Source organism: Solibacillus sp. FSL R5-0449, from assembly GCF_037975215.1.
In the GTDB taxonomy this organism is placed as follows: Bacteria; Bacillota; Bacilli; order Bacillales_A; family Planococcaceae; genus Solibacillus.
The window spans coordinates 1,208,376-1,226,983 of the sequence record NZ_CP150239.1 but is presented as its reverse complement, the minus strand read 5'-3'; the positions used below and the strand labels follow the sequence as shown (position 1 = coordinate 1,226,983).

The following is an 18,608-nucleotide window of genomic DNA, read 5'->3' as shown; positions in this document are numbered from 1 at the left end:
CATTTAGCAATGAGATTTTTATTTTTCAAAAAAATATTTAGGCTAAGATTGAGAATAAGAATTGAATCTAAAAGAAAAGACATGTACAAAAAAGCAAATGATCTAGGATTCACACACCCTGAAGTAGTACATTGCAGCCAAGAATTAGATGAGTTACTTAATAAGTATTCGGATACTGCGGCATAAAATAGAGAGAATACATAAATAATGTTGTTCAGGTTCGTACATGAACCTGCCATATTTATGTTTTATTAACAAAAAGCGTTGGAGCATACAGCCCCAACGCTTTCTTTTTAATCTGTTTTTATTTAGTGGTGTGCCCACGCTTAAATCCCATTTGTATTCATCAATACTATACGCCAGCCGTCGGGGTCCGCAATCGTCACACCTTTTTCTTCCCAATACGGATTTTCAGGCGGTACCTCGTAGTAGCCCATACTAGCGAGTCGAGCCTTTACTGCTTGAATTTGCTCAACATTAGGCATATAAAATACAAGCAAATTATCTTCCGTTGGTGCAGGACATGGACTTCCGTCAATATGTTCGGTAAACTCCAGATGATATGATGCATCCGGCAAGCCGATCATAATACCCGTGTATCCTTCATGCCCTTTAAAGCCTCCAAGTTTTTTAAGCCCGAGACCTTCACAATAAAAACGTTCTATCTGTTCTATTTGATCGGTCGGCCGTGCGATACGAAGTTGCGCTACATGTAATGTTTCAGTCCACTCTTTCAAATACATCCCCTCCTTCTTTCATTTTAGAAGGAAAGGAAGGAAAAAACTCTACAACATTCGGATGAAATAAAGAACATAAGCTTATACAGAAAAACGCGTTGGAGCCAATAGCCCCAACGCTTTCCTCTTAGTACATCTTCATATATTGGTCGCGTTCCCACTGGTGTACAGATGTGCGGATTCTGTTCCTATATAATAGGTGGTAATTCAGTTCACTAGGAATGTTGATAAATCAATGTTTTGAGAAGTTCGTTCATTATAATACACTGTAGAAAGTTATAAGTTTGTGGGCAATTTGTGGGCAAATTTTATACAAGAAAATATGCATATTGGTAAGTGTCATACACACTGTTTGCCCTAGGAACTCTTCTTCAATAATCGCGCCCAGATTGTGGAATAAGGGTTCGTCATATTCATGTGGTCTACTACCTTACATAAAAAAGAAGCACAAATACGATTTTGAGTACAGGACTAGAAAATTATGTTACCAAACGTCGGTTTGGGAACCAAAATATATCTTTAATATCCAAGAACATTTACAATATATCTTAAATGTTAAGGGAGGCGTGTCTGGGTGGAATTAAAACAAAATTCAAGTCAATGTGTTATTTTACTTCACGAAATTTATGGCATTAATTCGCATATGGATTACTATGCAAAGGCTTTATATGAAAAGGGGTTTGATGTATATGTCCCAAACCTATTGCAAGGAACCACTGCATTCGCATATGAAGATGAAGAGCTAGCATACAAAAACTTCATGGAAAATATCGGATTTGAAAAAGCGAAGAGTAAAATAAATGCTTTAATAAATGATTTATCAAAAGAATATGCCCACATACGTATTATCGGCTTTAGTATTGGTGCGACAATTGCTTGGCTTTGCAGTAATAACCGTTCTGTACATAAAGTAATTGGCTTTTATGGTTCACGAATTCGACAATATACAGACGTAATTCCAAATGCAGAAACGATTCTAATATTTGGTGAACAAGAAAAATCCTTTAATCCAGTCGATTTAAAAATAAGTCTTGCAGCTTATCCTAATGTATTGATAAATATCGTTGAAGCTGCGCATGGTTTCGCTGACCCGTACTCACCAAAATACAATGAACGTATAGCTAATGATTTAGCAGGATATTTATTCGATTAACATTCTCAAATCTGCATTGAACCCAAATTGTTAGGTTTTAGACTAACAATTTAGGTTCATCTATTCGGGGTCTCGTCAGATTTATGCGGATTTACAACGTTAAGGCGAGATAATTTCCCCAAATATCAGGAACTTTATTACCCTTTAACTAAGTAAACAACAGACGATATAAAAGGAAATATGTTACATATTGGAGGTTACAATGAATATTCAATTAGGAAATAGTAATTATCTTAGCTCCTTAAAAAAAGATGGCTCTAATCGTTTATCCGATGATTTGTTTTTAGATATAAATAAAAAGTCCAAAGCAACCTATGAAATCAAAAAAGAAAACGGCTATATACGTCATTACGTAACGAAAGTAAATGGCGAGAAAATAATGATTAAAGAAACGAAGCTACCTAAATCTAAAGAGAATGAAAAAGGTACGGGTGAGATGAAAGATATGATTACTGAAATGGTGATGAACCAATTAACAAAGGTTTTGGATAAAGAGCAGTTCAACAAGTTTTCTAAAACAGGGTTAGTAGGTCAAAAAGAAAAGCAACTTGAAAAATATACTACAAGTATTTAATTAAAATATAACGTTCCCAATGTCGGTTGGGAATGTTATTTGCTATTAGGAGTCTAGCCAGATTTTCGCGAATTTACAACGATAAGGAATATTATTAACGATGGATTTTGAGATGGCATAATTAATCTTTTGAAAGTAACTATAATTTTAGCTAAATCCATTTGATAGATTGTCAAATTGACTGCTGCTACTACTGAAAAGCAACAACTTGAACAGGCATTAACGGCTGCTACAAATGAAGCAAAAGCGAACGAAGCGAAAGCCACTGAGCTTGAAAAAGCGTTAGCAGAGGAAAAGGCGAAGGCTGAACAGGCGACTGCCCTTCTTCAAGACCGTCATGAGCTTGCATTAGAGCGTGCCATTGTGAAGGCTGAACGTGAATACCAGGAGAAATTACAGGCTCAGCTTGATACATACAACACGCGAACACAAGAGCTTCAGACTGAAAACGATCGTATTCGTGCGTCTTATGAAAATCGTTTAGAAGAGCTTTTGAAATCGAATGAGAAAAAGAAGTAAGTATTAGGAGGACACGACCATGAAATCAACGGGCATCGTACGCAAAGTCGATGAATTAGGGCGTATCGTTATTCCAATGGAGCTACGCAGAACGCTTGAAATCAACGAAAAAGACCCTGTTGAAATTTTCGTAGACGGTGAGGAAATCATTCTACGAAAATTCGTTTCGAATGCTGCATGCATCGTAACAGGAGAAATTACACCAAATAACTTCACATTATTTAATCACATCACCCTTTCTCCTAAAGGGGCTGAAGTGTTGCTAAATCAGTTGAAACAGAAATAATTGAATCCTATAGGTTTTGTCGAGAATCATTTTCGCAAATATAAAAATACAATGTTATAAGCATACAAAGCGCCCTCTCTAATGAAGAGAGACGCTTTGTGTAAATTATGTATGTATCCAAATAGAATACATCAATTAAAATTCGATTATTTGAATTCCCTCGTTACTTGTATCAATGCGAACCTTCCCACCAATCGGTAGCGTGCAAATTGGTTGTGTATGACCAAAATCCAAATTAAAGAGAACAAGGATTTGTTTTAGCCAAGGATGCTTATTTAAAATGAATGGGAACTGCTCCTCTGTCACTTTACTCACGTTTTGGAAACGACCAATTAATAAGCCTTTTATGTTTCCTAACGCTTGTAATAGTGACCTTAAATCCCTTGTGAAAGTCGCTGGATTATTAATCCATCATCTTCAATGAAAAGAATTACATCCTCTGTATTCGACATGTATTTAGTGCCCTGTAATAAGTTGAACGTATATAATTCCTCCTAGCAGCACGCCTTCAGCCTGCCCTCCGGAAAATATTTACCAATAATTTTCAGCTACAAATCATTAAACTTAAGAATTTCATATAACCGATTGTTCATCTCTTCCTCAGTACTGTTAAAATCTTCTTTATGCCATTCTAGAATAAGGCCAATAATGCCATTTGCCGAATATGACAAAGTATATTTATTTTGTTCGAATTGCCCACTCCCAAAATCTCTATGAAGCTTCATAATATTTTCATAAAGCAAATAATAATATTTAATAAATATGTCAGACGATAGAATAATTCGATAAAACGCTTCATTTCTTTTTACATGGTTAAAAATTTTAATCATCCCTGGTGCCAAGTTTTTTTGATTAATATTAAACCCATTTTTAAAAGGATCACTATACCAAAGTTCTAAATCCTGCATGGTCTTTTCAAAAATTTCGTCTAAGATATCTCCAATTTCTTGATAATGAAAATAAAAGGTCCCTCTGCTAATTTCAGCTAAATTACAAAGCTCTGTAATACTGATTTGAGATAAAGACTTTTTTTTCAACAAATCTAATAAAACATTATGAATATTTTTCTTTGTTTTGATAACTCTTAAATCATGTTTATTCATTTTTTATCTCCTTATCTAACAAAAACAGATAATTTGTTTAATATCTAACAAATCCTCTTACTTTGTAAGTTGAATATTAATCTTTTATTAGATTATACTTTTAATGTACAACTGTACAATTTTCCTTAGGAGGTAATTTTCAAATGAAATTAGAAAATAAAGTAGCTATTGTAACAGGCGCTGCATCTGGCATGGGAAAAGCAATCGCAGAATTATATGCAAAAGAAGGAGCAAAAGTTGTTGTTTCTGACTACAATGGTGAAGGCGCTAAAGTTGTAGCTGACGCAATCATAGCAGCTGGTGGCCAAGCAATCGCAAACCAAGCGAACGTAGCAGAACTTGCTGATATCGAGCGTATGTTTGAAGAAACAAAAGCAGCTTTCGGTCAATTAGATATTTTAGTAAATAACGCTGGTATTATGGACGGCATGGAGCCAGTTGGTGAAGTCGACTTTGCTAAATGGAACCGTATTTTCGCTGTCAATACTGTAGGAACAATGCAAGCAATGCAAATCGCTGTGAACATCTTCTTAGAACAAGGTCATGGTGTTATTGTCAATAATACTTCAGCTGCCGGTTTACGTGGTACGCGTGGTGGAGCAGCTTATACAGCTTCTAAACACGCAGTTGTTGGTCTAACAAAAAATACTGGTTATATGTACGCAAATTCAGGTATTCGTTGTAACGCAATCGCACCAGGTGGCGTAAAAACAAATATCCAAAACTCTATGACAGGTGTTTCACAGTTCGGATTTGGCCGTCAAATGACTGGTAAAGATACAATGCCTCGTCTAGGTGAACCAGAAGAAGTCGCACAATTAGCGTTATTCTTAGGTTCGGATGATTCAAGCTTTATAACGGGTCAAGTAATCGTTGCTGATGGCGGTTGGACTGCTTATTAATAGTCGTTTATTAATTTTCTTCTAAATTAAATTTCTACTAATAACAATTAAAAACTGCATTCCCATATTAATTCATTTCAAATTATCATATGGAAATGCAGTTTTTATATTATATATACTCATTTATTTTCATTTTGTAACGATTCAATTACTCGTTGAAACCACTCAATTTCCCTTTTTAACATGTCTGTAAAATAATCGTTCGCTAAATCTACATGGGCTTCCATATGTTTGGGTACGTGCGTATCATCGTATATTGACACGAGCTTTTCGTACTTATTTTCTAAATATAGCTTTTTCACTTGAATAATTGCAATTACCTTTTCAACTTCTACATATCGCACAAACATTAGACCTATAATAACCTCTGACATTTTTGTTGCTTTTTCAAAGACCTCGTAAATTTTCTTCGGTAATACTGTACGCCCTTTATCTGTAATCGAATAAAGATGCTTATCCGGACGATTGTCTTCTTTAATAATTTCAATTGGTGCAATAAGTCCTTGCTTTGATAATGACTCGAAATGATAATAAAGCTTACTTTCTGAAATATTCGCCATTTTATCAAACGCTACTGGTTCCGATAACCCTTTTTTTAATTGGTAAGGGTAGCTATCCCCCTCCATTAATTTGCTCAAAATATAAATTTGAATTGACAACTTTTCTCCCCCTAAAAAAAGAGCTGCAACCAATATCGATTGCAACTCAACATTTTATTGAATAATTGAACGTGGCGCTGGTTCTTTTCGGTGCAACACAGTCACTACCAATAAGTTAATAATTAGCGCTCCTACGCCTACAGCGACTAGCCCCCATACAAATGGTGAAGCATCTGTAGAACCAAACATCACGGCAAAATATGAATTAACTGAATGGTACATCGGCGTAATGTAGCTGACAACTTCATAATAACCATACATCATTTCACGTGGTATCGTTGCACCATTGGCAATCGTTTGTGAAAGTAATATTGGGATATTTATAATCATACCGGCTTCGCCAATTAAGAACGTAAAGATTGCACATACATTAAATGCTGCCATATATAATAAAACTTGCTGACCTGCTACTTTCAGCATAACAGCTGTATCTAAATCTGTAATCAAATATGCTACAATTAATGCAAAAATTGTTGAAACAATCGCAATAATAAGCGCTGATAATTGTACATAACCAAATAACTTGAAGCGTGATGCCTTACCACGGTTATGTTTATATACTTGTACTAATTGCATCGATGCAATCATCGCCCCAACATAACATGCCATTGTTAAAAACATTGGTAACATACTATTATGCATTCCGTCTGGTACATCATTTATAATAACATAATTTCCAACATATGCATTTTCAATTTGCTGTGCCATTGCGGCAGCTTGCTCTTCTGGTACATTCATATTCATTAAAATGCCTTGTGCTGTTTGTGTTGAAAAGCTTGTACTTAACTGCTGATTAATTTCCTTTACAATTGTGCTCATTGATGATGATACCATCGTTGCTGAAGCTTCATTAACTGTGAAATTAATTTCAGCCGATTCACCCTTTTGTGCACTTGCAGAAAAATTTTCTGGAATATGAATTAAAAGAGCAATTTTATTGTCTTCTAACTTTTGTAATGCTTTTTCGTTTGAGTAATCTGATTCAATTTCAAACGGTAAGCTCTCGCTTAACTGTTTTGCGATTTGTATGCCAGTTTCTCCAGCGTCCTCGTTAACAAGCGCAATCTTTAATTGATCCATTTACCCTGGTATTGCTGTATAGCCAATTAAAAAGATAACTAGCATTGCCACAGCATAAAAAATCCCCATAAATACTGAGGCTCCAAAACCTTAATGTCTCGTAAACTGCTTAAATTTCATTAAATACTATCCCTACCATTTCTGTAATTCAATACACTATAATTTGAGTACATTACTTTTAGTATATTATAATACTTTTATAGAAAAGCAAATTAAAAATATTCTAATTTGAGTAGTTATTATTCCTTTTACTTCAAACCTTAAAGGCTGTGTCAGATTTATAGGGTTTCTAACATTCTCTTCATACAAATTATTACGTATTTATTGTTCCTTATTAATTTGATTTTTAAAGCTCCGTTACCTTATACAGACTTTTCAAAATCAAAAAAGGTACACTGAAAACAAACATATTTTCAGTATACCTAGCGCCCATATTTTTTTATCTTACAAAAAATTAAAATAATTTAATAGCATTACTTTAAGTTCGCGATTGTTCCGCCATCTACTCGTAAATCGATACCTGTAATGTAGCTAGCTGCATCACTAAGTAAAAACTCTATTGCTGTCGCAATTTCAGTAGGTTCTCCCTCACGTTGAAGTGGTGTAATGGCTAGCATTTGTGCCATTTGTTCCTGCTGTTCCGCTTCTTGACGCCCCATTGGTGTGTTTATTGTTCCGGGTGAAAGCGAGTTAATTCGTGCTCCTTTTTGTCCCCAAATCCAAGCTTGATCTGCAGCAATTAATTGCACACCTAATTTAGATAAAGAGTAAGCTGCTCCTGGATTTCCTTGAGCAAATTGTTCCATCGTCTCAATTACATTATCAGCTAATGGTTTTTTTAGTACTTCCACATATGGCCCTTGACGAGGTGGCATATAACCGCTCATAGAAGATACTAATACTACAGACGTTCCTTCAGTGGCATAAGGTAAGAAAGCATCCAGAATAAACCCTGTTCCTACTAAATTTACTTCCGTAATTCGTTTTGAGTCAGCCATTGTTGGTGATAAACCTGCTGTATGAATTAAGCCTTTTAATGTTCCTAATGCATTGGCTTTTTCTGCAAGTTCCATAACATTTTCTTTAATTGTAATGTCTACCTGTTGAATATAGACTTCTGTAATCCCTTTAGTAGCTAATTCTTGTTTTGTATTTTCTAAACGTTCTTCAGACACATCTGCTAATAACACAGTGCCATATTTCCCGACTAATTCAGCAGTTGCTTTCCCCATTCCGCCTGAACCACCTGTGATAACATATACGTTTTTTGACATTTGAAATAACTCCTTCTTTTTACAATTTTAACTATGCAAATCATCCTATCCCCATTGATTTAACAAAATTCCAAAATCGCCTTTTACCCCATTCACTCAAAATACACCACTCAAATTTGAGTATTATATTTTAATATCAATATATCAAAGCAATACATAGAATACTAGTACAAATATTAACTTAGAAAAGATCGTAGCTAATGCATACACGTAAAAAAAGCAGATATATCCATAACATATGGTTGCACCTGCTTTTCATTTACTTCCTTAATCGATTATTTCAATAGAAGCAGTTTTTACGATGTATAAATATTGTACTAGTGGTAGTACAAGTTAATAAATAGATTGGTTTCTTTAACTTTCACACAGTTTAACAACTCATTTTATAGAAAGTCTTCTTCACTCTTCAATATCGCCTTCTACTACAATATCTAGTAGTTTTCTATCGTATTTGAATCAATTTGACAATTGGCTTACATGTCTTGCTGCTCGACGCCCTGAAAACATCGCATCGGCCAATGAAAGTCCACTAATATAACTATTTGAACAAATACCAACTGCTGAACGTCCCGCTGCATATAACCCTTCTATTGATTCACCAGAAGCTGTCACAACTTGCCCTGTTTCTTCGTTCACTTTCAAACCACCTAATGTTAAGCCAGGTGCTGGAAAAGCAGGTGAATTTTTTATCGAGACATTTATCAAATAAAATGGTGGACGTAAAATTGGAGAAGCTGATTCTGGTGTTTTGTGCATCGGTTCATCACGTCCCGTAAAAATCGCATTATTATACTCATTCACAGTTTTCGTCACCTCTTCCACTGGAAGTTTGACCTTTTTCGCTAATTCTGGAATAGAGTTTGCCTTATAGAAGCCAAGAGTAAATAGGTATCGCATCATCAATGATTGGAACGATAGAGATTCACGTGGGCCGTTCTTTTTCGCATCCTGCCAAATTTCACGGTCCATAATTAAATACCCTTCTCCGTTATGCTCGTTTACCATTTTCTTCGTAAACGTAGCACCATATAAATCCTCATTTAAAATACGTTGTCCTTTTTTATCCACGGCGATTCCCCGAATAAAATCGGACGGTGGTGAAAGGAAACGCCAAATCGACAATACGTCCATATGATCAACAGCACCGCCAGCTTTCATGCCTAATTGAATACCAAAACCATCATCGTGTACCGTACCCAGCGGCATAACATGTTGTGATTTTGCACCATATTGTTTCAACATTTCTTCATTAAAAATAAAGCCGCCTGCACTTAAAAGAACTCCTTTTGCCGTTACTTCATAATCTTTTGCATGCTGTTCCCATATTTGTTGGCTTTTTTCATCCATTTTCTTGCCTAGTGGTTTAATATATTTCCCGTAATTCGTACCAATTGTCGCATAACGTTTATGTTTGGGGTTGTTGAAGTTTCTGACCCCACGGCATTTTACACCCGTTACTTTTCCGTCTGTGATTAACAAATCAGTCACTCTCGTTAACGGACGAAAATCAATATTTGGTAATTTCTTCGCATAAGATAATAGCGTTTCCATTAAGACTTTCCCCGAATCAAGTCCTTTTGCAAATGTACGATGTCCTCGAGGAGCAGGTGAAGCTTTTTCTTTATATGGATATGATTTTTCATTCCCAGAGTAGTATAAATAAAATTGATCATTTGGATAAGATGTTTTATATGGACATACTGTACCAACAAACTTGATGCCTTTATCTTTCAACCATTCAATTGAACCTGGACTTTCTTCACAAAACTTACGAATCGTGGCATCTGAAACAACATTTCCTACTTCTTGTTTTAAATAACGATACATATTATCGATACTATCCTCTACACCAGCTTCTTTTTGTGTAGAAGTTCCACCACCCGCATATACAACTCCACCAGAGATCCCACTAGCTCCACCACCATAACTTACATCGAGCATACATACATTTAAACCGTTTTCAGCTGCCTCAATAGCAGCACATACCCCAGCCATTCCAGCACCAACAATGATGATATCAAAATTTTCCTTTTCCATAGAAAAACCTCTTTCATTTGCGGCACACTAGTAGTAAATGTTACTCAGCTAGTATGCTTTCGCCTATTTGTATATTGTTTCAAAGATTTGTTCGACATTATCGATTATAGTTAGTTCATCCTGATGGAATCGCCATAAGACGACTGTTCCTAAAAAAGCAGCTGAAAACATATCCATCAATTGCTCTGTCTCAATAAGTGATGTAATTTCACCTGCTTGTTTTGCCTGGTCAACAAAAGTTTTAAATTCTTGCCGTTCACCATAATAAATATAAAAATGCTCACCCTTCAACTCGAGTTCCGCCATAAAAATATAGTACATGAGGTCTTTGCCAATTGAAGTAATGAGCGATGCATAATCAAGTATAAACTTTTTTAAAATGGCTTTTGGCGAACCAATCGTACGGTCAAATTGGACAAATTGTTGTGCATTTTGCAAAAACCAAAATAGTAATAATTCATTTTTACTTTCAAAATGATGATAAAACGAACCTCGTGTAACCTTCAAAGTCTCGCAAATTTTACTAATACTCGTTTGTTCAAACCCATTTTGTTTAAATAATGTAATTGCTGTTTTACTCATTTCTTCTTTCGTTGTTATCATATTCTTTCACCCTTATCGACGTATCATCAAATAATCAGTCCAAAATACTTGGATTTTCCCATTCGATAGGCAAGGCTTTTCCCGCTGAAGCTCCGGCATCGACACTAATAATCGAACCATTAGTAAAGCGTGATAAATCTGAGGCTAAAAATAAAGCTAAGTTAGCAATTTCAGTTGGATCTCCTAAACGACCATTCGGTGAAAGTTGCTTTGCAAGACTTATAATGACTTCTTCTGGTGCATCGTTCCAAATCGCCGTTCTAAATGTTCCTGGACAAATCGCATTAACTGTAATGTTATGTGCGGCATAATCTAAGGCTGCATTTTTCGTCAATCCCACTACGGCATGCTTAGATGCTGTATATAAGCTCATCCCGCTATTTCCTTGTAACCCTGCTAATGAAGCAATATTTACAACGAAGCCACCCGTTGACTTGGATTTTAAAATTGCTTCAATCCCGTATTTCATCCCTAAAAATACACCTTTGAAATTGACATTCTGCACCGCTTCAAATTCAGCTAACGATAACTCATGAAGTACCTTATTCGGTGCCGCCATTCCAGCATTGTTTACAATACCATCCAGTTTACCGTATGTTTGTACTGTAAAGTGGACTAACGCAATAATATCTTCCTCATTGGCAACATTGGCTTTATAAAATACCGCCTGTCCACCCGATTCAATAATATTCTCTACAACTTGCTCCCCTTGTTGCTCGTTCACATCTGACAAGACTACTTTCATACCATTCGCAGCATATGTTTCAGCAATTGCTTTCCCTAAACCATCTGCTGCTCCTGTTACAATGACTACCTTTTCTTTTACACTTGAAAAATCGGTCATAACTATATCCCTCCCATCCACAAAACATACATATGTATGTTTTATATGATTATATAAACTTTAGAATAATCAGTCAATTGAAGTTGTTGAGTATTACAATAAATAAAGCCTATGAGATTACGTAATTCATAGGCTTTAATCAACAATTATTTTATAATTTTAACGTAACATTAATGCACCGCCATCAATTGCGAAAATTTGCCCTGTCATATAATGTGCGTCATCACTGCATAAGAATGCCATAATCGGTAAAAAATCTTTTTTAGGATCCCCTAATTTACCACCTAACGGAATTGAAAATTTTGTCATTTCATCATGTTTAGCAAGCTGTTCAGGCGTCATACCTGCACGTGTTTGATCATACATTGGCGTCCAAATTGTAGGCGCAATCATATTTACACGAATATTATATTTACCCCATTCACTCGCTAGAGAACGGCTCCATGCAATAACAGCTCCTTTACTTGCCGCATAATGTGCTTTATTTGGGTAACCAATTACACCTGATGCACTTGCAAAATTTAAAATAGAGCCACCACCATTTTCTTTAAAATACGGGAATACAGCTTTATTTAATAAAAATGTACCTGTAGCATTTACATTCATCATTGTGTTCCAGCCATCTACTGTAATATTTTCAGCAGGGCTTGCCGGTGCAATACCAGCTGCATGCACTAAAACATCTAAGCCACCTAATAATTCCACTGCTTTTTGAATTGAATCGGTTACTGATGCTTCATCTGTCACATTACAAGCAACAAATTGCACATCTGATTTTTCTGCAATTGCTCTACCAGCCTCTTCATTCAAATCTAAGCTTACAACTTGCGCACCTAGTTTTGGTAATTCTTCAACAAGAGTTTGTCCCATGCCACTAGCTCCACCAGTCACAATAATTTTTCGCCCTGATAATTGCATCATGATAATGTCCTCCTTGAAATAATTTATTAAATACCACATGATTAAATAAATGATTATACTAGATAAGCAACAGTGGCTTATAATTTGATTTTATAGAGCAATATTATTAACAACAATCAGTAACAATTTCTATTTTGACGGTTTTCCGACAGCTATTCGTTAATTGTCGGTTATTTATAAGAAGGAGATGTATGCATGATTGATCGAAGAATTAAGCGTTCAAAAAAAATATTAAAAGATACCTTTATTCGACTATTAAATGAAAAATCTTTTGACATGATTACAATCAAGGAACTCGTTGCAGAAGCAGATGTGAATCGGTCTACATTTTATGATCATTATGAGAACAAAGAACATCTACTAATTGAAATTATGGAAACTATTTTAGAAGAAATGGAGAGGGCATTACTATTACCTGTTAAAAACGGCGAAACAAATATTAATTTTGAAGATAAAGATCCATCAGTCGTAACCGTATTAAAATACGTTGATTACAATAAATTTTATTTACAGGCGCTTATTAATTCTAATTTAGCTGATGATTTTAATAAACGGTTATACGATTTATTAATTAAACATAGTCGTGAAAATATTGAATTTCATTTTAAGAATAATGTTCAAATTAATAAACACATTTATAGTCATTACGCCATGTCATCCTTACTAGGGATTATTAATGCTTGGCTTAAAAATGAAATTACTTGTACTCTCGAAGAATTGTCGGAAGAAATTTATAAAATAAACACATACACCCCATATAAGGTTTCTACTAAGAAAACGCTTTCTACCATGGAGGAACCTTTATAAACCCTAATAACATTTCTTTTGATTATTCTACATGGAATATGCTTTATCAGGAGTCCATACAGACGTTACAAGTCCTTTTGGTACATCTTTCACCTAAGGAAGACTTTCCTTTGCTTTCGCATAATTAAATGCCTTCATCAATCCTGCCGTTAAAAACATGAACCCTAGTAGGATTTGTACAATCTAGAGTGCAATATTCATTGTTCATCAATCCTTTCAAATTTATTATAAAACCCCTTATCGGTAATTGATAAGTGACGATTATATTCACTGCTATCGACCAATAAGGGGTTCTATTATTTCAAATACATGCTTGTTATTGTTTATATTTTTCTGTCATGAGTGCTAATAATGACTCTAACGCAGTGCCTTTCGGATACTCTTGCTCCCAAATGGCTTTATTCTACATACGCTTCATACCACATATTTTCAATCACTTTCGGGTCACCGACTAACCATCTCTTATCAGCTTAAACCTTTTTTTCATTTGTCCTTGACTAAGGGACCATATTATCTAGTTTTCTTTTTGAATTAAATCAATGACACGCTGATGCCAGTCCAGTTCTCTTTGTAACGAATCCATAAAGTATTCATTCGCGAAATTAACTGACGCTTCAAGTTCTTGTGGGACAACTGTTCGATTGAATACGTCCACTAATAATTCATGATTTTGTTCCAGCTTTCGCTTTTTAGCTTGTAAAATACTAATGACTTGCTCTACATCGACATGTTTCACAAATAATAAGCCAATTACGACCTCTGACATTTTTGTCGCTTTTTCAAATACAGTATAAATTTTTTTCGCTAATGCTACGCGCCCTTTTTCTGTAATCGCATAAACCTGTTTATCCGGTCGATTATCTTCTTTAATAATTTCCTTAGAAACAATTAACCCTTGTTTTGCTAATGATTCAAAATGATAATACAATTTGCTTTCCGAAATATTCGCCATTTTATCAAACGGTACTGGCTCCGATAACCCTTTTTTCAGCTGATATGGATAACTATCTCCCTCCATTAGCTTGCTCAAAATATAAATTTGAATCGTCAACCTTTTCTCCTCCTAAAAAAGCTGCAACCTGAGTAGATTGCAGCTTGATTGATTATTGAATGATCGAACGTGGCTTTGGCTCTTTTTTGTGTAATACAGTCACAATCAGTAAGTTGATAAGTAACGCACCAACACCTACTGCAGCCAGTCCCCAAATAAATGGTGACGCATCAGTCGAACCAAACATCGTGGCTAAATACGCATTAACTGAATAATACATCGGTGTGATGTAGCTGGCAACCTCGAAATAGCCATACATCATTTCACGTGGTATCGTTGCACCATTGGCAATCGTTTGTGAAAGTAATATTGGGATATTTATAATCATACCGGCTTCGCCAATTAAGAACGTAAAGATTGCACATACATTAAATGCTGCCATATATAATAAAACTTGCTGACCTGCTACTTTCAGCATAACAGCTGTATCTAAATCTGTAATAATATACGCTGTAATTAAAGCCGCAATTGTTGAAAGTACCGCAATTAACAACGCTGATAATTGAACATAACCAAATAACTTAAAGCGTGACTCTTTCCCACGATGATGTTTATACACTTGCACAAGTTGCATCGCTGCAATCATCGCCCCTACATAGCTGACCATCGTTAAAAACATTGGTAGCATAGTATTATGCATACCATCTGGCACATCATTCATGATGACATAATTACCGACATAGGCATTTTCAATTTGCTCCGCCATCGCAGCAGCTTGTTCTTCCGGCACATTCATATTCATTAAAATGCCTTGTGCAGTTTGTGTTGAGAAACTTGCACTTAATTGTTTGTTTACTTCATTCACAATTGAACTCATCGACGAAGCGACCATCGTTGCAGATGCTTCATTGACCGTGTAATTTATTTCAGCCGATTCACCATTTTGTGCATTCGCTGAAAATGTTTCTGGAATATGAATTAATAATGAAATATCATTATCCTCTAATTTTTGTAAAGCATTGTCATGTGAATAATCTGTTTCGATTTTGAACGGCAAGCTTTCACTTAGCTGCTCGCTAATTTGTGCACCTGATTCTCCGGCGTCTTCATTGACAATCGCAATCTTTAATTGATCCATTTCCCCTGGTATTGCCGTGTAGCCGATTAAAAAGATGACAAGCATTGCCACCGCATAAAACACACCCATAAATATCGATGCACCAAATCCTTGATGCCTTGTAAACTTTTTAAAATTCATAGACGAATAATCCCTACCATTTCTTTGTTATATATACTCTAATTTGAGTACATTAATTATAGTATTATACTTTTTTACAAAAGTAAACGATTATAACCTTACAATTTCGTAATGGGAGGGGAATTAACCCGTGCTAAATACAAAAAATGTCCCAAATCGCTTTGGTGACGTTTCTTATTGATTTAACAAGTGGGGTTTTAAGTCTTATTTACCAAAAGAATATTTCTTAAATAAACATACTATTGATTTTATTGGTAATTTAGGGAGAAATATTTATAGGGTCTTGTTGCAAGATATGGAAGATGAAAAAACAGCTTCCATAATTTTTCAGTTAAATAATAAAGGAAAAGAGGTCTGAAATATGGAAATAACTGATTTAGAAATTGAGGAACTTTTATTAGAAACTTCTTTCCCCTTCTTAGCAGCATCAGAAGGGAAGTGGATTGGCTTAGATGGTAAAACTCTTTTATACAGACAAATGTCGCTTGAGTATTTAGAGAATGCACTTCGTTACCTCCAAAAATACGAAAATGGGTTAGAGCATACCTTAAGAGCGAATTTAAAAGAGTTGATAAAGAAAAAACCTGTGGCAAAACGGAAAAAATATTTAGCGGATTTTGATGAAATTTTAGAATACTGTATCGACTTATATGTAGATAAAAAAATTGAACTTGAAAAAATACTATCTTAATTCAAGGCTTTGCTAATATTTTGGAAATTTTGTACTCAAGGAATTTTGAATGAAGAAAAGTATTTTACAATTTCTCTATGGGGTACAGACAGCAAAACTAAAAAATTATTGGACTAACGTGTATTTATAATCTATACCAAAATATATCTAATAACGTTCCCAAATGTAAGTTTGGGGACGCAAAAAAAACAGACAAACGTTATTAAATCAACGTTTGTCTGTTTTTTTATGGAACATTGTTTATACGCTATTTTATGCAAGTCTCCTAAACCCTTGATATAAGGGCTTTTTGCTTACTGGGTATGATCTTTAATTTGCATAAAAACTTGTATAGCCATTCTTTTATCGTTATAAATCTGCATCTTTTTTTTACACTCCCCCAAAAAAATGTTGCTCCACAATATGGACCGATTGTTGAACTAAGTTAAAAACAATTTAATTTTTGTCAAAATAAAAAGTCCGCTACTACTTGATTGATACAGTAGAAACGGGCTTTAATTTTTTTTAACATTCACAATAGACATAGCAGCCAATGCTAAAATTTCATCGTTTGTAATAGTACGGTCATTTAACTTATCAAGCCAAGACTTATGTGCGCCCTCAGCAATGGCACAATTCACAATGGTTTCACGTTGTCCCTTGCTATCTAAAATATCACTCACAATGTTATTTAAAGCTGGACTGTTAATATCCAATGTACGAGTCTCCTTGTCCTTGACATTTGAAGTAATTGTGGAAGGCGATAATGTTTTACCCACTGCTTTTGCTAATTCTTCTGCAATTGCTTGGCAAATGGCAGCAAAATTCTTTTTATACAACGCAACATCTACACTATCATTAACAAAGCATACTTCAATTAAGTAGCAGGGCTTGTTTGTACCTTTAAGAATACCAATATCCTTACGAATCTTGACCCCACGATTCTTTAAACCGCTTGCTTTTGCAATCGCATCTGTAATACTTTTTGCCACGGCACTATTTTTATCGCTATAGACAAGTGTTTCCGTCCCAATTAAATGGGTCTCCTTCAGTACCTGCAGAGGAAGGGAACCTGTCAACTTCATCCGCTAATACAATCCTTACTGGACGTGATGCTAAACTCGCTGGAGAATTGGCACCAACTAATGTTAAATGACCGCCGGCAAATTTCTTTTGTAGCAAAGTATTATTGCCATCCTTTGCTTTCGGGCTATTTACCTTTTTAGTTAATGTCGGTGTATCACGTATCATTGGTGCAATTCGGTCTTTCGAATATGCTTCAGCCATTTCCAATGTTGGCTGCATTAAAAGCATTGGGGAAGGATCATAATCAATGTAGTAACCAATGATATTATTTATAAGCTCTGATTTACCGACCTGAGCAGAAGACATAACAACAATTTCATCTGTATCAGGGTCACTAATTGAGTCCATAATTTCTCGTTGATATGGTGCACGATCTGTATTCCATTTACCTGGCTCTGCTGATGATTCTTTTGAAAGCACACGATGGGAATCTGCCCATTGTGAAACGGTTAATTTTGGTGGAGGAGCAACAACCCCAGCAACTTTACGAAACAGGTTCAACGTCTGTTTCTGTACCATCGTCCTCACCTACCATATCCATATCTAAATCTTCAACGTCATCCTCTTCAAAGAATAAGGAAGGCTCGTAATCAGCTAGTTCAGCTAATGCTTCATATATATCGCGTTCAAGAAGTGCTTCAATTTCTTTTGGATCATCTTTACTAGCCAAAAGCAAAGCAGTTTTTGAAGGGAGCGAAAGCATCTTAGAACGAAACGAGGTAAGCATATGATTTAGAACTTTCTCTATCTCATCTGCTTTGTGCATTTCTTTCTTTAAATGTGATAACTCAATTTCTGCTTTTTCACGCTTGGCTTTTTCATGCAACCATTTTTCGTATTCTAGAGACTCCTGAACCTTCGACTCATCTAAACCATCGTTCGACATTTTTAAAAATGTGATGTATCTGCTTACTGTATCGATTAGATCGTAGCGTCCATGATTTACACGAGCAATAATTCCCTCTTCAACTAAATAGCGAACATTTCTCTCCGTCATATTAAACATTTTGGCGAGTGCTTTTGTGTTTACTATGGTTCTTTCATCTAATTTTGTTTTTCCAGTACTCGACATTTGCACACCTCATTTCTCAAATATAACTTTGA

Annotated in this window: 23 protein-coding genes; 8 read left to right on the top strand and 15 right to left on the bottom strand. The window is 35.3% G+C overall.

What is annotated here, in order from left to right:
- Positions 1-9 precede the first annotated feature (9 nt).
- Positions 10-186 carry an aspartyl-phosphate phosphatase Spo0E family protein gene (locus MKY27_RS05900; protein WP_014824333.1) on the top strand — a complete coding sequence of 59 codons (177 nt, stop codon included), beginning with the start codon at positions 10-12 and terminating at the stop codon, positions 184-186.
- A gap of 140 nt (positions 187-326) precedes the next feature.
- Here the strand turns inward: MKY27_RS05900 and MKY27_RS05895 are convergent, their stop codons facing one another.
- A complete protein-coding gene (locus tag MKY27_RS05895) occupies positions 327-743 on the bottom strand; it encodes a VOC family protein (RefSeq protein WP_339198530.1) in 417 nt (138 codons plus the stop codon).
- A 568-nt stretch (positions 744-1,311) separates the two neighbouring features.
- Here MKY27_RS05895 and MKY27_RS05890 point away from each other — a divergent pair.
- The 4 genes from MKY27_RS05890 to MKY27_RS05875 all read left to right on the top strand — a co-directional run bounded on the left by MKY27_RS05890 (position 1,312) and on the right by MKY27_RS05875 (position 3,269).
- Positions 1,312-1,890 (top strand): dienelactone hydrolase family protein, encoded by a 579-nt coding sequence (locus MKY27_RS05890; RefSeq protein ID WP_339198527.1) that lies wholly within the window; start codon positions 1,312-1,314, stop codon positions 1,888-1,890.
- 202 nt (positions 1,891-2,092) lie between these two features.
- On the top strand, positions 2,093-2,464 hold the full coding sequence (locus MKY27_RS05885) for a hypothetical protein (RefSeq protein ID WP_339198524.1): 372 nt from the start codon (positions 2,093-2,095) through the stop codon (positions 2,462-2,464).
- Between the two features lie 177 nt (positions 2,465-2,641).
- A complete protein-coding gene (locus tag MKY27_RS05880; RefSeq protein WP_339198522.1) occupies positions 2,642-2,983 on the top strand; it encodes a hypothetical protein in 342 nt (113 codons plus the stop codon).
- A 19-nt stretch (positions 2,984-3,002) separates the two neighbouring features.
- Positions 3,003-3,269 carry an AbrB/MazE/SpoVT family DNA-binding domain-containing protein gene (locus MKY27_RS05875; protein WP_339198519.1) on the top strand — a complete coding sequence of 89 codons (267 nt, stop codon included), beginning with the start codon at positions 3,003-3,005 and terminating at the stop codon, positions 3,267-3,269.
- A gap of 135 nt (positions 3,270-3,404) precedes the next feature.
- Here the strand turns inward: MKY27_RS05875 and MKY27_RS05870 are convergent, their stop codons facing one another.
- The gene (locus MKY27_RS05870) at positions 3,405-3,617 is read right to left on the bottom strand and encodes a hypothetical protein (RefSeq protein WP_339199640.1); all 213 of its coding nucleotides are present in this window, start codon (positions 3,615-3,617) and stop codon (positions 3,405-3,407) included.
- A gap of 200 nt (positions 3,618-3,817) precedes the next feature.
- Positions 3,818-4,372 (bottom strand): TetR/AcrR family transcriptional regulator, encoded by a 555-nt coding sequence (locus MKY27_RS05865; RefSeq protein WP_339198516.1) that lies wholly within the window; start codon positions 4,370-4,372, stop codon positions 3,818-3,820.
- Between the two features lie 143 nt (positions 4,373-4,515).
- On the opposite strand from MKY27_RS05865, the gene MKY27_RS05860 reads away from it, so the two are divergent.
- Positions 4,516-5,274, top strand: coding sequence for a glucose 1-dehydrogenase (locus tag MKY27_RS05860; protein ID WP_339198513.1), 759 nt, complete (start codon positions 4,516-4,518; stop codon positions 5,272-5,274).
- A gap of 119 nt (positions 5,275-5,393) precedes the next feature.
- Here the strand turns inward: MKY27_RS05860 and MKY27_RS05855 are convergent, their stop codons facing one another.
- From MKY27_RS05855 to MKY27_RS05825, 7 genes are all read right to left on the bottom strand, one after another.
- Positions 5,394-5,933, bottom strand: a complete 540-nt coding sequence (locus MKY27_RS05855; RefSeq protein WP_339198510.1) for a PadR family transcriptional regulator — start codon at positions 5,931-5,933, stop codon at positions 5,394-5,396.
- 54 nt (positions 5,934-5,987) lie between these two features.
- Positions 5,988-7,013, bottom strand: a complete 1,026-nt coding sequence (locus tag MKY27_RS05850; RefSeq protein ID WP_339198507.1) for an ABC transporter permease — start codon at positions 7,011-7,013, stop codon at positions 5,988-5,990.
- A 473-nt stretch (positions 7,014-7,486) separates the two neighbouring features.
- The gene (locus MKY27_RS05845) at positions 7,487-8,287 is read right to left on the bottom strand and encodes an SDR family oxidoreductase (protein WP_339198504.1); all 801 of its coding nucleotides are present in this window, start codon (positions 8,285-8,287) and stop codon (positions 7,487-7,489) included.
- A gap of 456 nt (positions 8,288-8,743) precedes the next feature.
- A complete protein-coding gene (locus MKY27_RS05840) occupies positions 8,744-10,324 on the bottom strand; it encodes an FAD-binding protein (protein WP_339198502.1) in 1,581 nt (526 codons plus the stop codon).
- A 63-nt stretch (positions 10,325-10,387) separates the two neighbouring features.
- On the bottom strand, positions 10,388-10,927 hold the full coding sequence (locus tag MKY27_RS05835) for a TetR/AcrR family transcriptional regulator (protein ID WP_339198500.1): 540 nt from the start codon (positions 10,925-10,927) through the stop codon (positions 10,388-10,390).
- Positions 10,928-10,961: 34 nt separating this feature from the next.
- Complete coding sequence (locus tag MKY27_RS05830) at positions 10,962-11,771, bottom strand: glucose 1-dehydrogenase (RefSeq protein WP_339198497.1); 810 nt, start codon at positions 11,769-11,771, stop codon at positions 10,962-10,964.
- A gap of 159 nt (positions 11,772-11,930) precedes the next feature.
- Positions 11,931-12,692, bottom strand: coding sequence for an SDR family oxidoreductase (locus MKY27_RS05825; RefSeq protein ID WP_339198494.1), 762 nt, complete (start codon positions 12,690-12,692; stop codon positions 11,931-11,933).
- A 195-nt stretch (positions 12,693-12,887) separates the two neighbouring features.
- On the opposite strand from MKY27_RS05825, the gene MKY27_RS05820 reads away from it, so the two are divergent.
- On the top strand, positions 12,888-13,499 hold the full coding sequence (locus tag MKY27_RS05820) for a TetR/AcrR family transcriptional regulator (RefSeq protein WP_339198492.1): 612 nt from the start codon (positions 12,888-12,890) through the stop codon (positions 13,497-13,499).
- A gap of 514 nt (positions 13,500-14,013) precedes the next feature.
- Here MKY27_RS05820 and MKY27_RS05815 read toward each other — a convergent pair.
- Both MKY27_RS05815 and MKY27_RS05810 read right to left on the bottom strand, forming a co-directional pair.
- Positions 14,014-14,550 carry a PadR family transcriptional regulator gene (locus tag MKY27_RS05815; RefSeq protein ID WP_339198489.1) on the bottom strand — a complete coding sequence of 179 codons (537 nt, stop codon included), beginning with the start codon at positions 14,548-14,550 and terminating at the stop codon, positions 14,014-14,016.
- Positions 14,551-14,602: 52 nt separating this feature from the next.
- Positions 14,603-15,748: an ABC transporter permease gene (locus MKY27_RS05810; RefSeq protein ID WP_339198486.1), complete on the bottom strand. Its 1,146-nt coding sequence runs from the start codon at positions 15,746-15,748 to the stop codon at positions 14,603-14,605.
- 361 nt (positions 15,749-16,109) lie between these two features.
- On the opposite strand from MKY27_RS05810, the gene MKY27_RS05805 reads away from it, so the two are divergent.
- The gene (locus MKY27_RS05805) at positions 16,110-16,439 is read left to right on the top strand and encodes a hypothetical protein (protein WP_339198483.1); all 330 of its coding nucleotides are present in this window, start codon (positions 16,110-16,112) and stop codon (positions 16,437-16,439) included.
- A 494-nt stretch (positions 16,440-16,933) separates the two neighbouring features.
- On the opposite strand, the gene MKY27_RS05800 is transcribed toward MKY27_RS05805, so the two are convergent.
- Genes MKY27_RS05800 through MKY27_RS05790 form a run of 3 tightly spaced genes read right to left on the bottom strand, consistent with a single transcriptional unit; the run spans position 16,934 to position 18,576 of the window.
- Positions 16,934-17,410, bottom strand: coding sequence for an N-acetylmuramoyl-L-alanine amidase (locus MKY27_RS05800; RefSeq protein ID WP_339198479.1), 477 nt, complete (start codon positions 17,408-17,410; stop codon positions 16,934-16,936).
- 16 nt (positions 17,411-17,426) lie between these two features.
- Positions 17,427-18,023 (bottom strand): phage terminase large subunit family protein, encoded by a 597-nt coding sequence (locus tag MKY27_RS05795; RefSeq protein WP_339198475.1) that lies wholly within the window; start codon positions 18,021-18,023, stop codon positions 17,427-17,429.
- Positions 17,989-18,576 (bottom strand): hypothetical protein, encoded by a 588-nt coding sequence (locus MKY27_RS05790; protein ID WP_339198472.1) that lies wholly within the window; start codon positions 18,574-18,576, stop codon positions 17,989-17,991. The genes MKY27_RS05795 and MKY27_RS05790 overlap by 35 nt, the downstream gene beginning before the upstream one ends.
- Between the last annotated feature and the right edge of the window lie 32 nt (positions 18,577-18,608).

What these genes read in the sequence shown, in the direction of transcription:
- MKY27_RS05900 (WP_014824333.1), top strand. Translation starts at nt 10, where the DNA reads ATGAGATTTTTATTTTTCAAAAAAATATTTAGGCTAAGATTGAGAATA.
- MKY27_RS05895 (WP_339198530.1), bottom strand. Translation starts at nt 743, where the DNA reads ATGTATTTGAAAGAGTGGACTGAAACATTACATGTAGCGCAACTTCGT.
- MKY27_RS05885 (WP_339198524.1), top strand. Translation starts at nt 2,093, where the DNA reads ATGAATATTCAATTAGGAAATAGTAATTATCTTAGCTCCTTAAAAAAA.
- MKY27_RS05875 (WP_339198519.1), top strand. Translation starts at nt 3,003, where the DNA reads ATGAAATCAACGGGCATCGTACGCAAAGTCGATGAATTAGGGCGTATC.
- MKY27_RS05865 (WP_339198516.1), bottom strand. Translation starts at nt 4,372, where the DNA reads ATGAATAAACATGATTTAAGAGTTATCAAAACAAAGAAAAATATTCAT.
- MKY27_RS05860 (WP_339198513.1), top strand. Translation starts at nt 4,516, where the DNA reads ATGAAATTAGAAAATAAAGTAGCTATTGTAACAGGCGCTGCATCTGGC.
- MKY27_RS05850 (WP_339198507.1), bottom strand. Translation starts at nt 7,013, where the DNA reads ATGGATCAATTAAAGATTGCGCTTGTTAACGAGGACGCTGGAGAAACT.
- MKY27_RS05845 (WP_339198504.1), bottom strand. Translation starts at nt 8,287, where the DNA reads ATGTCAAAAAACGTATATGTTATCACAGGTGGTTCAGGCGGAATGGGG.
- MKY27_RS05840 (WP_339198502.1), bottom strand. Translation starts at nt 10,324, where the DNA reads ATGGAAAAGGAAAATTTTGATATCATCATTGTTGGTGCTGGAATGGCT.
- MKY27_RS05835 (WP_339198500.1), bottom strand. Translation starts at nt 10,927, where the DNA reads ATGATAACAACGAAAGAAGAAATGAGTAAAACAGCAATTACATTATTT.
- MKY27_RS05830 (WP_339198497.1), bottom strand. Translation starts at nt 11,771, where the DNA reads ATGACCGATTTTTCAAGTGTAAAAGAAAAGGTAGTCATTGTAACAGGA.
- MKY27_RS05825 (WP_339198494.1), bottom strand. Translation starts at nt 12,692, where the DNA reads ATGATGCAATTATCAGGGCGAAAAATTATTGTGACTGGTGGAGCTAGT.
- MKY27_RS05820 (WP_339198492.1), top strand. Translation starts at nt 12,888, where the DNA reads ATGATTGATCGAAGAATTAAGCGTTCAAAAAAAATATTAAAAGATACC.
- MKY27_RS05810 (WP_339198486.1), bottom strand. Translation starts at nt 15,748, where the DNA reads ATGAATTTTAAAAAGTTTACAAGGCATCAAGGATTTGGTGCATCGATA.
- MKY27_RS05805 (WP_339198483.1), top strand. Translation starts at nt 16,110, where the DNA reads ATGGAAATAACTGATTTAGAAATTGAGGAACTTTTATTAGAAACTTCT.
- MKY27_RS05795 (WP_339198475.1), bottom strand. Translation starts at nt 18,023, where the DNA reads ATGGTACAGAAACAGACGTTGAACCTGTTTCGTAAAGTTGCTGGGGTT.
- MKY27_RS05790 (WP_339198472.1), bottom strand. Translation starts at nt 18,576, where the DNA reads ATGTCGAGTACTGGAAAAACAAAATTAGATGAAAGAACCATAGTAAAC.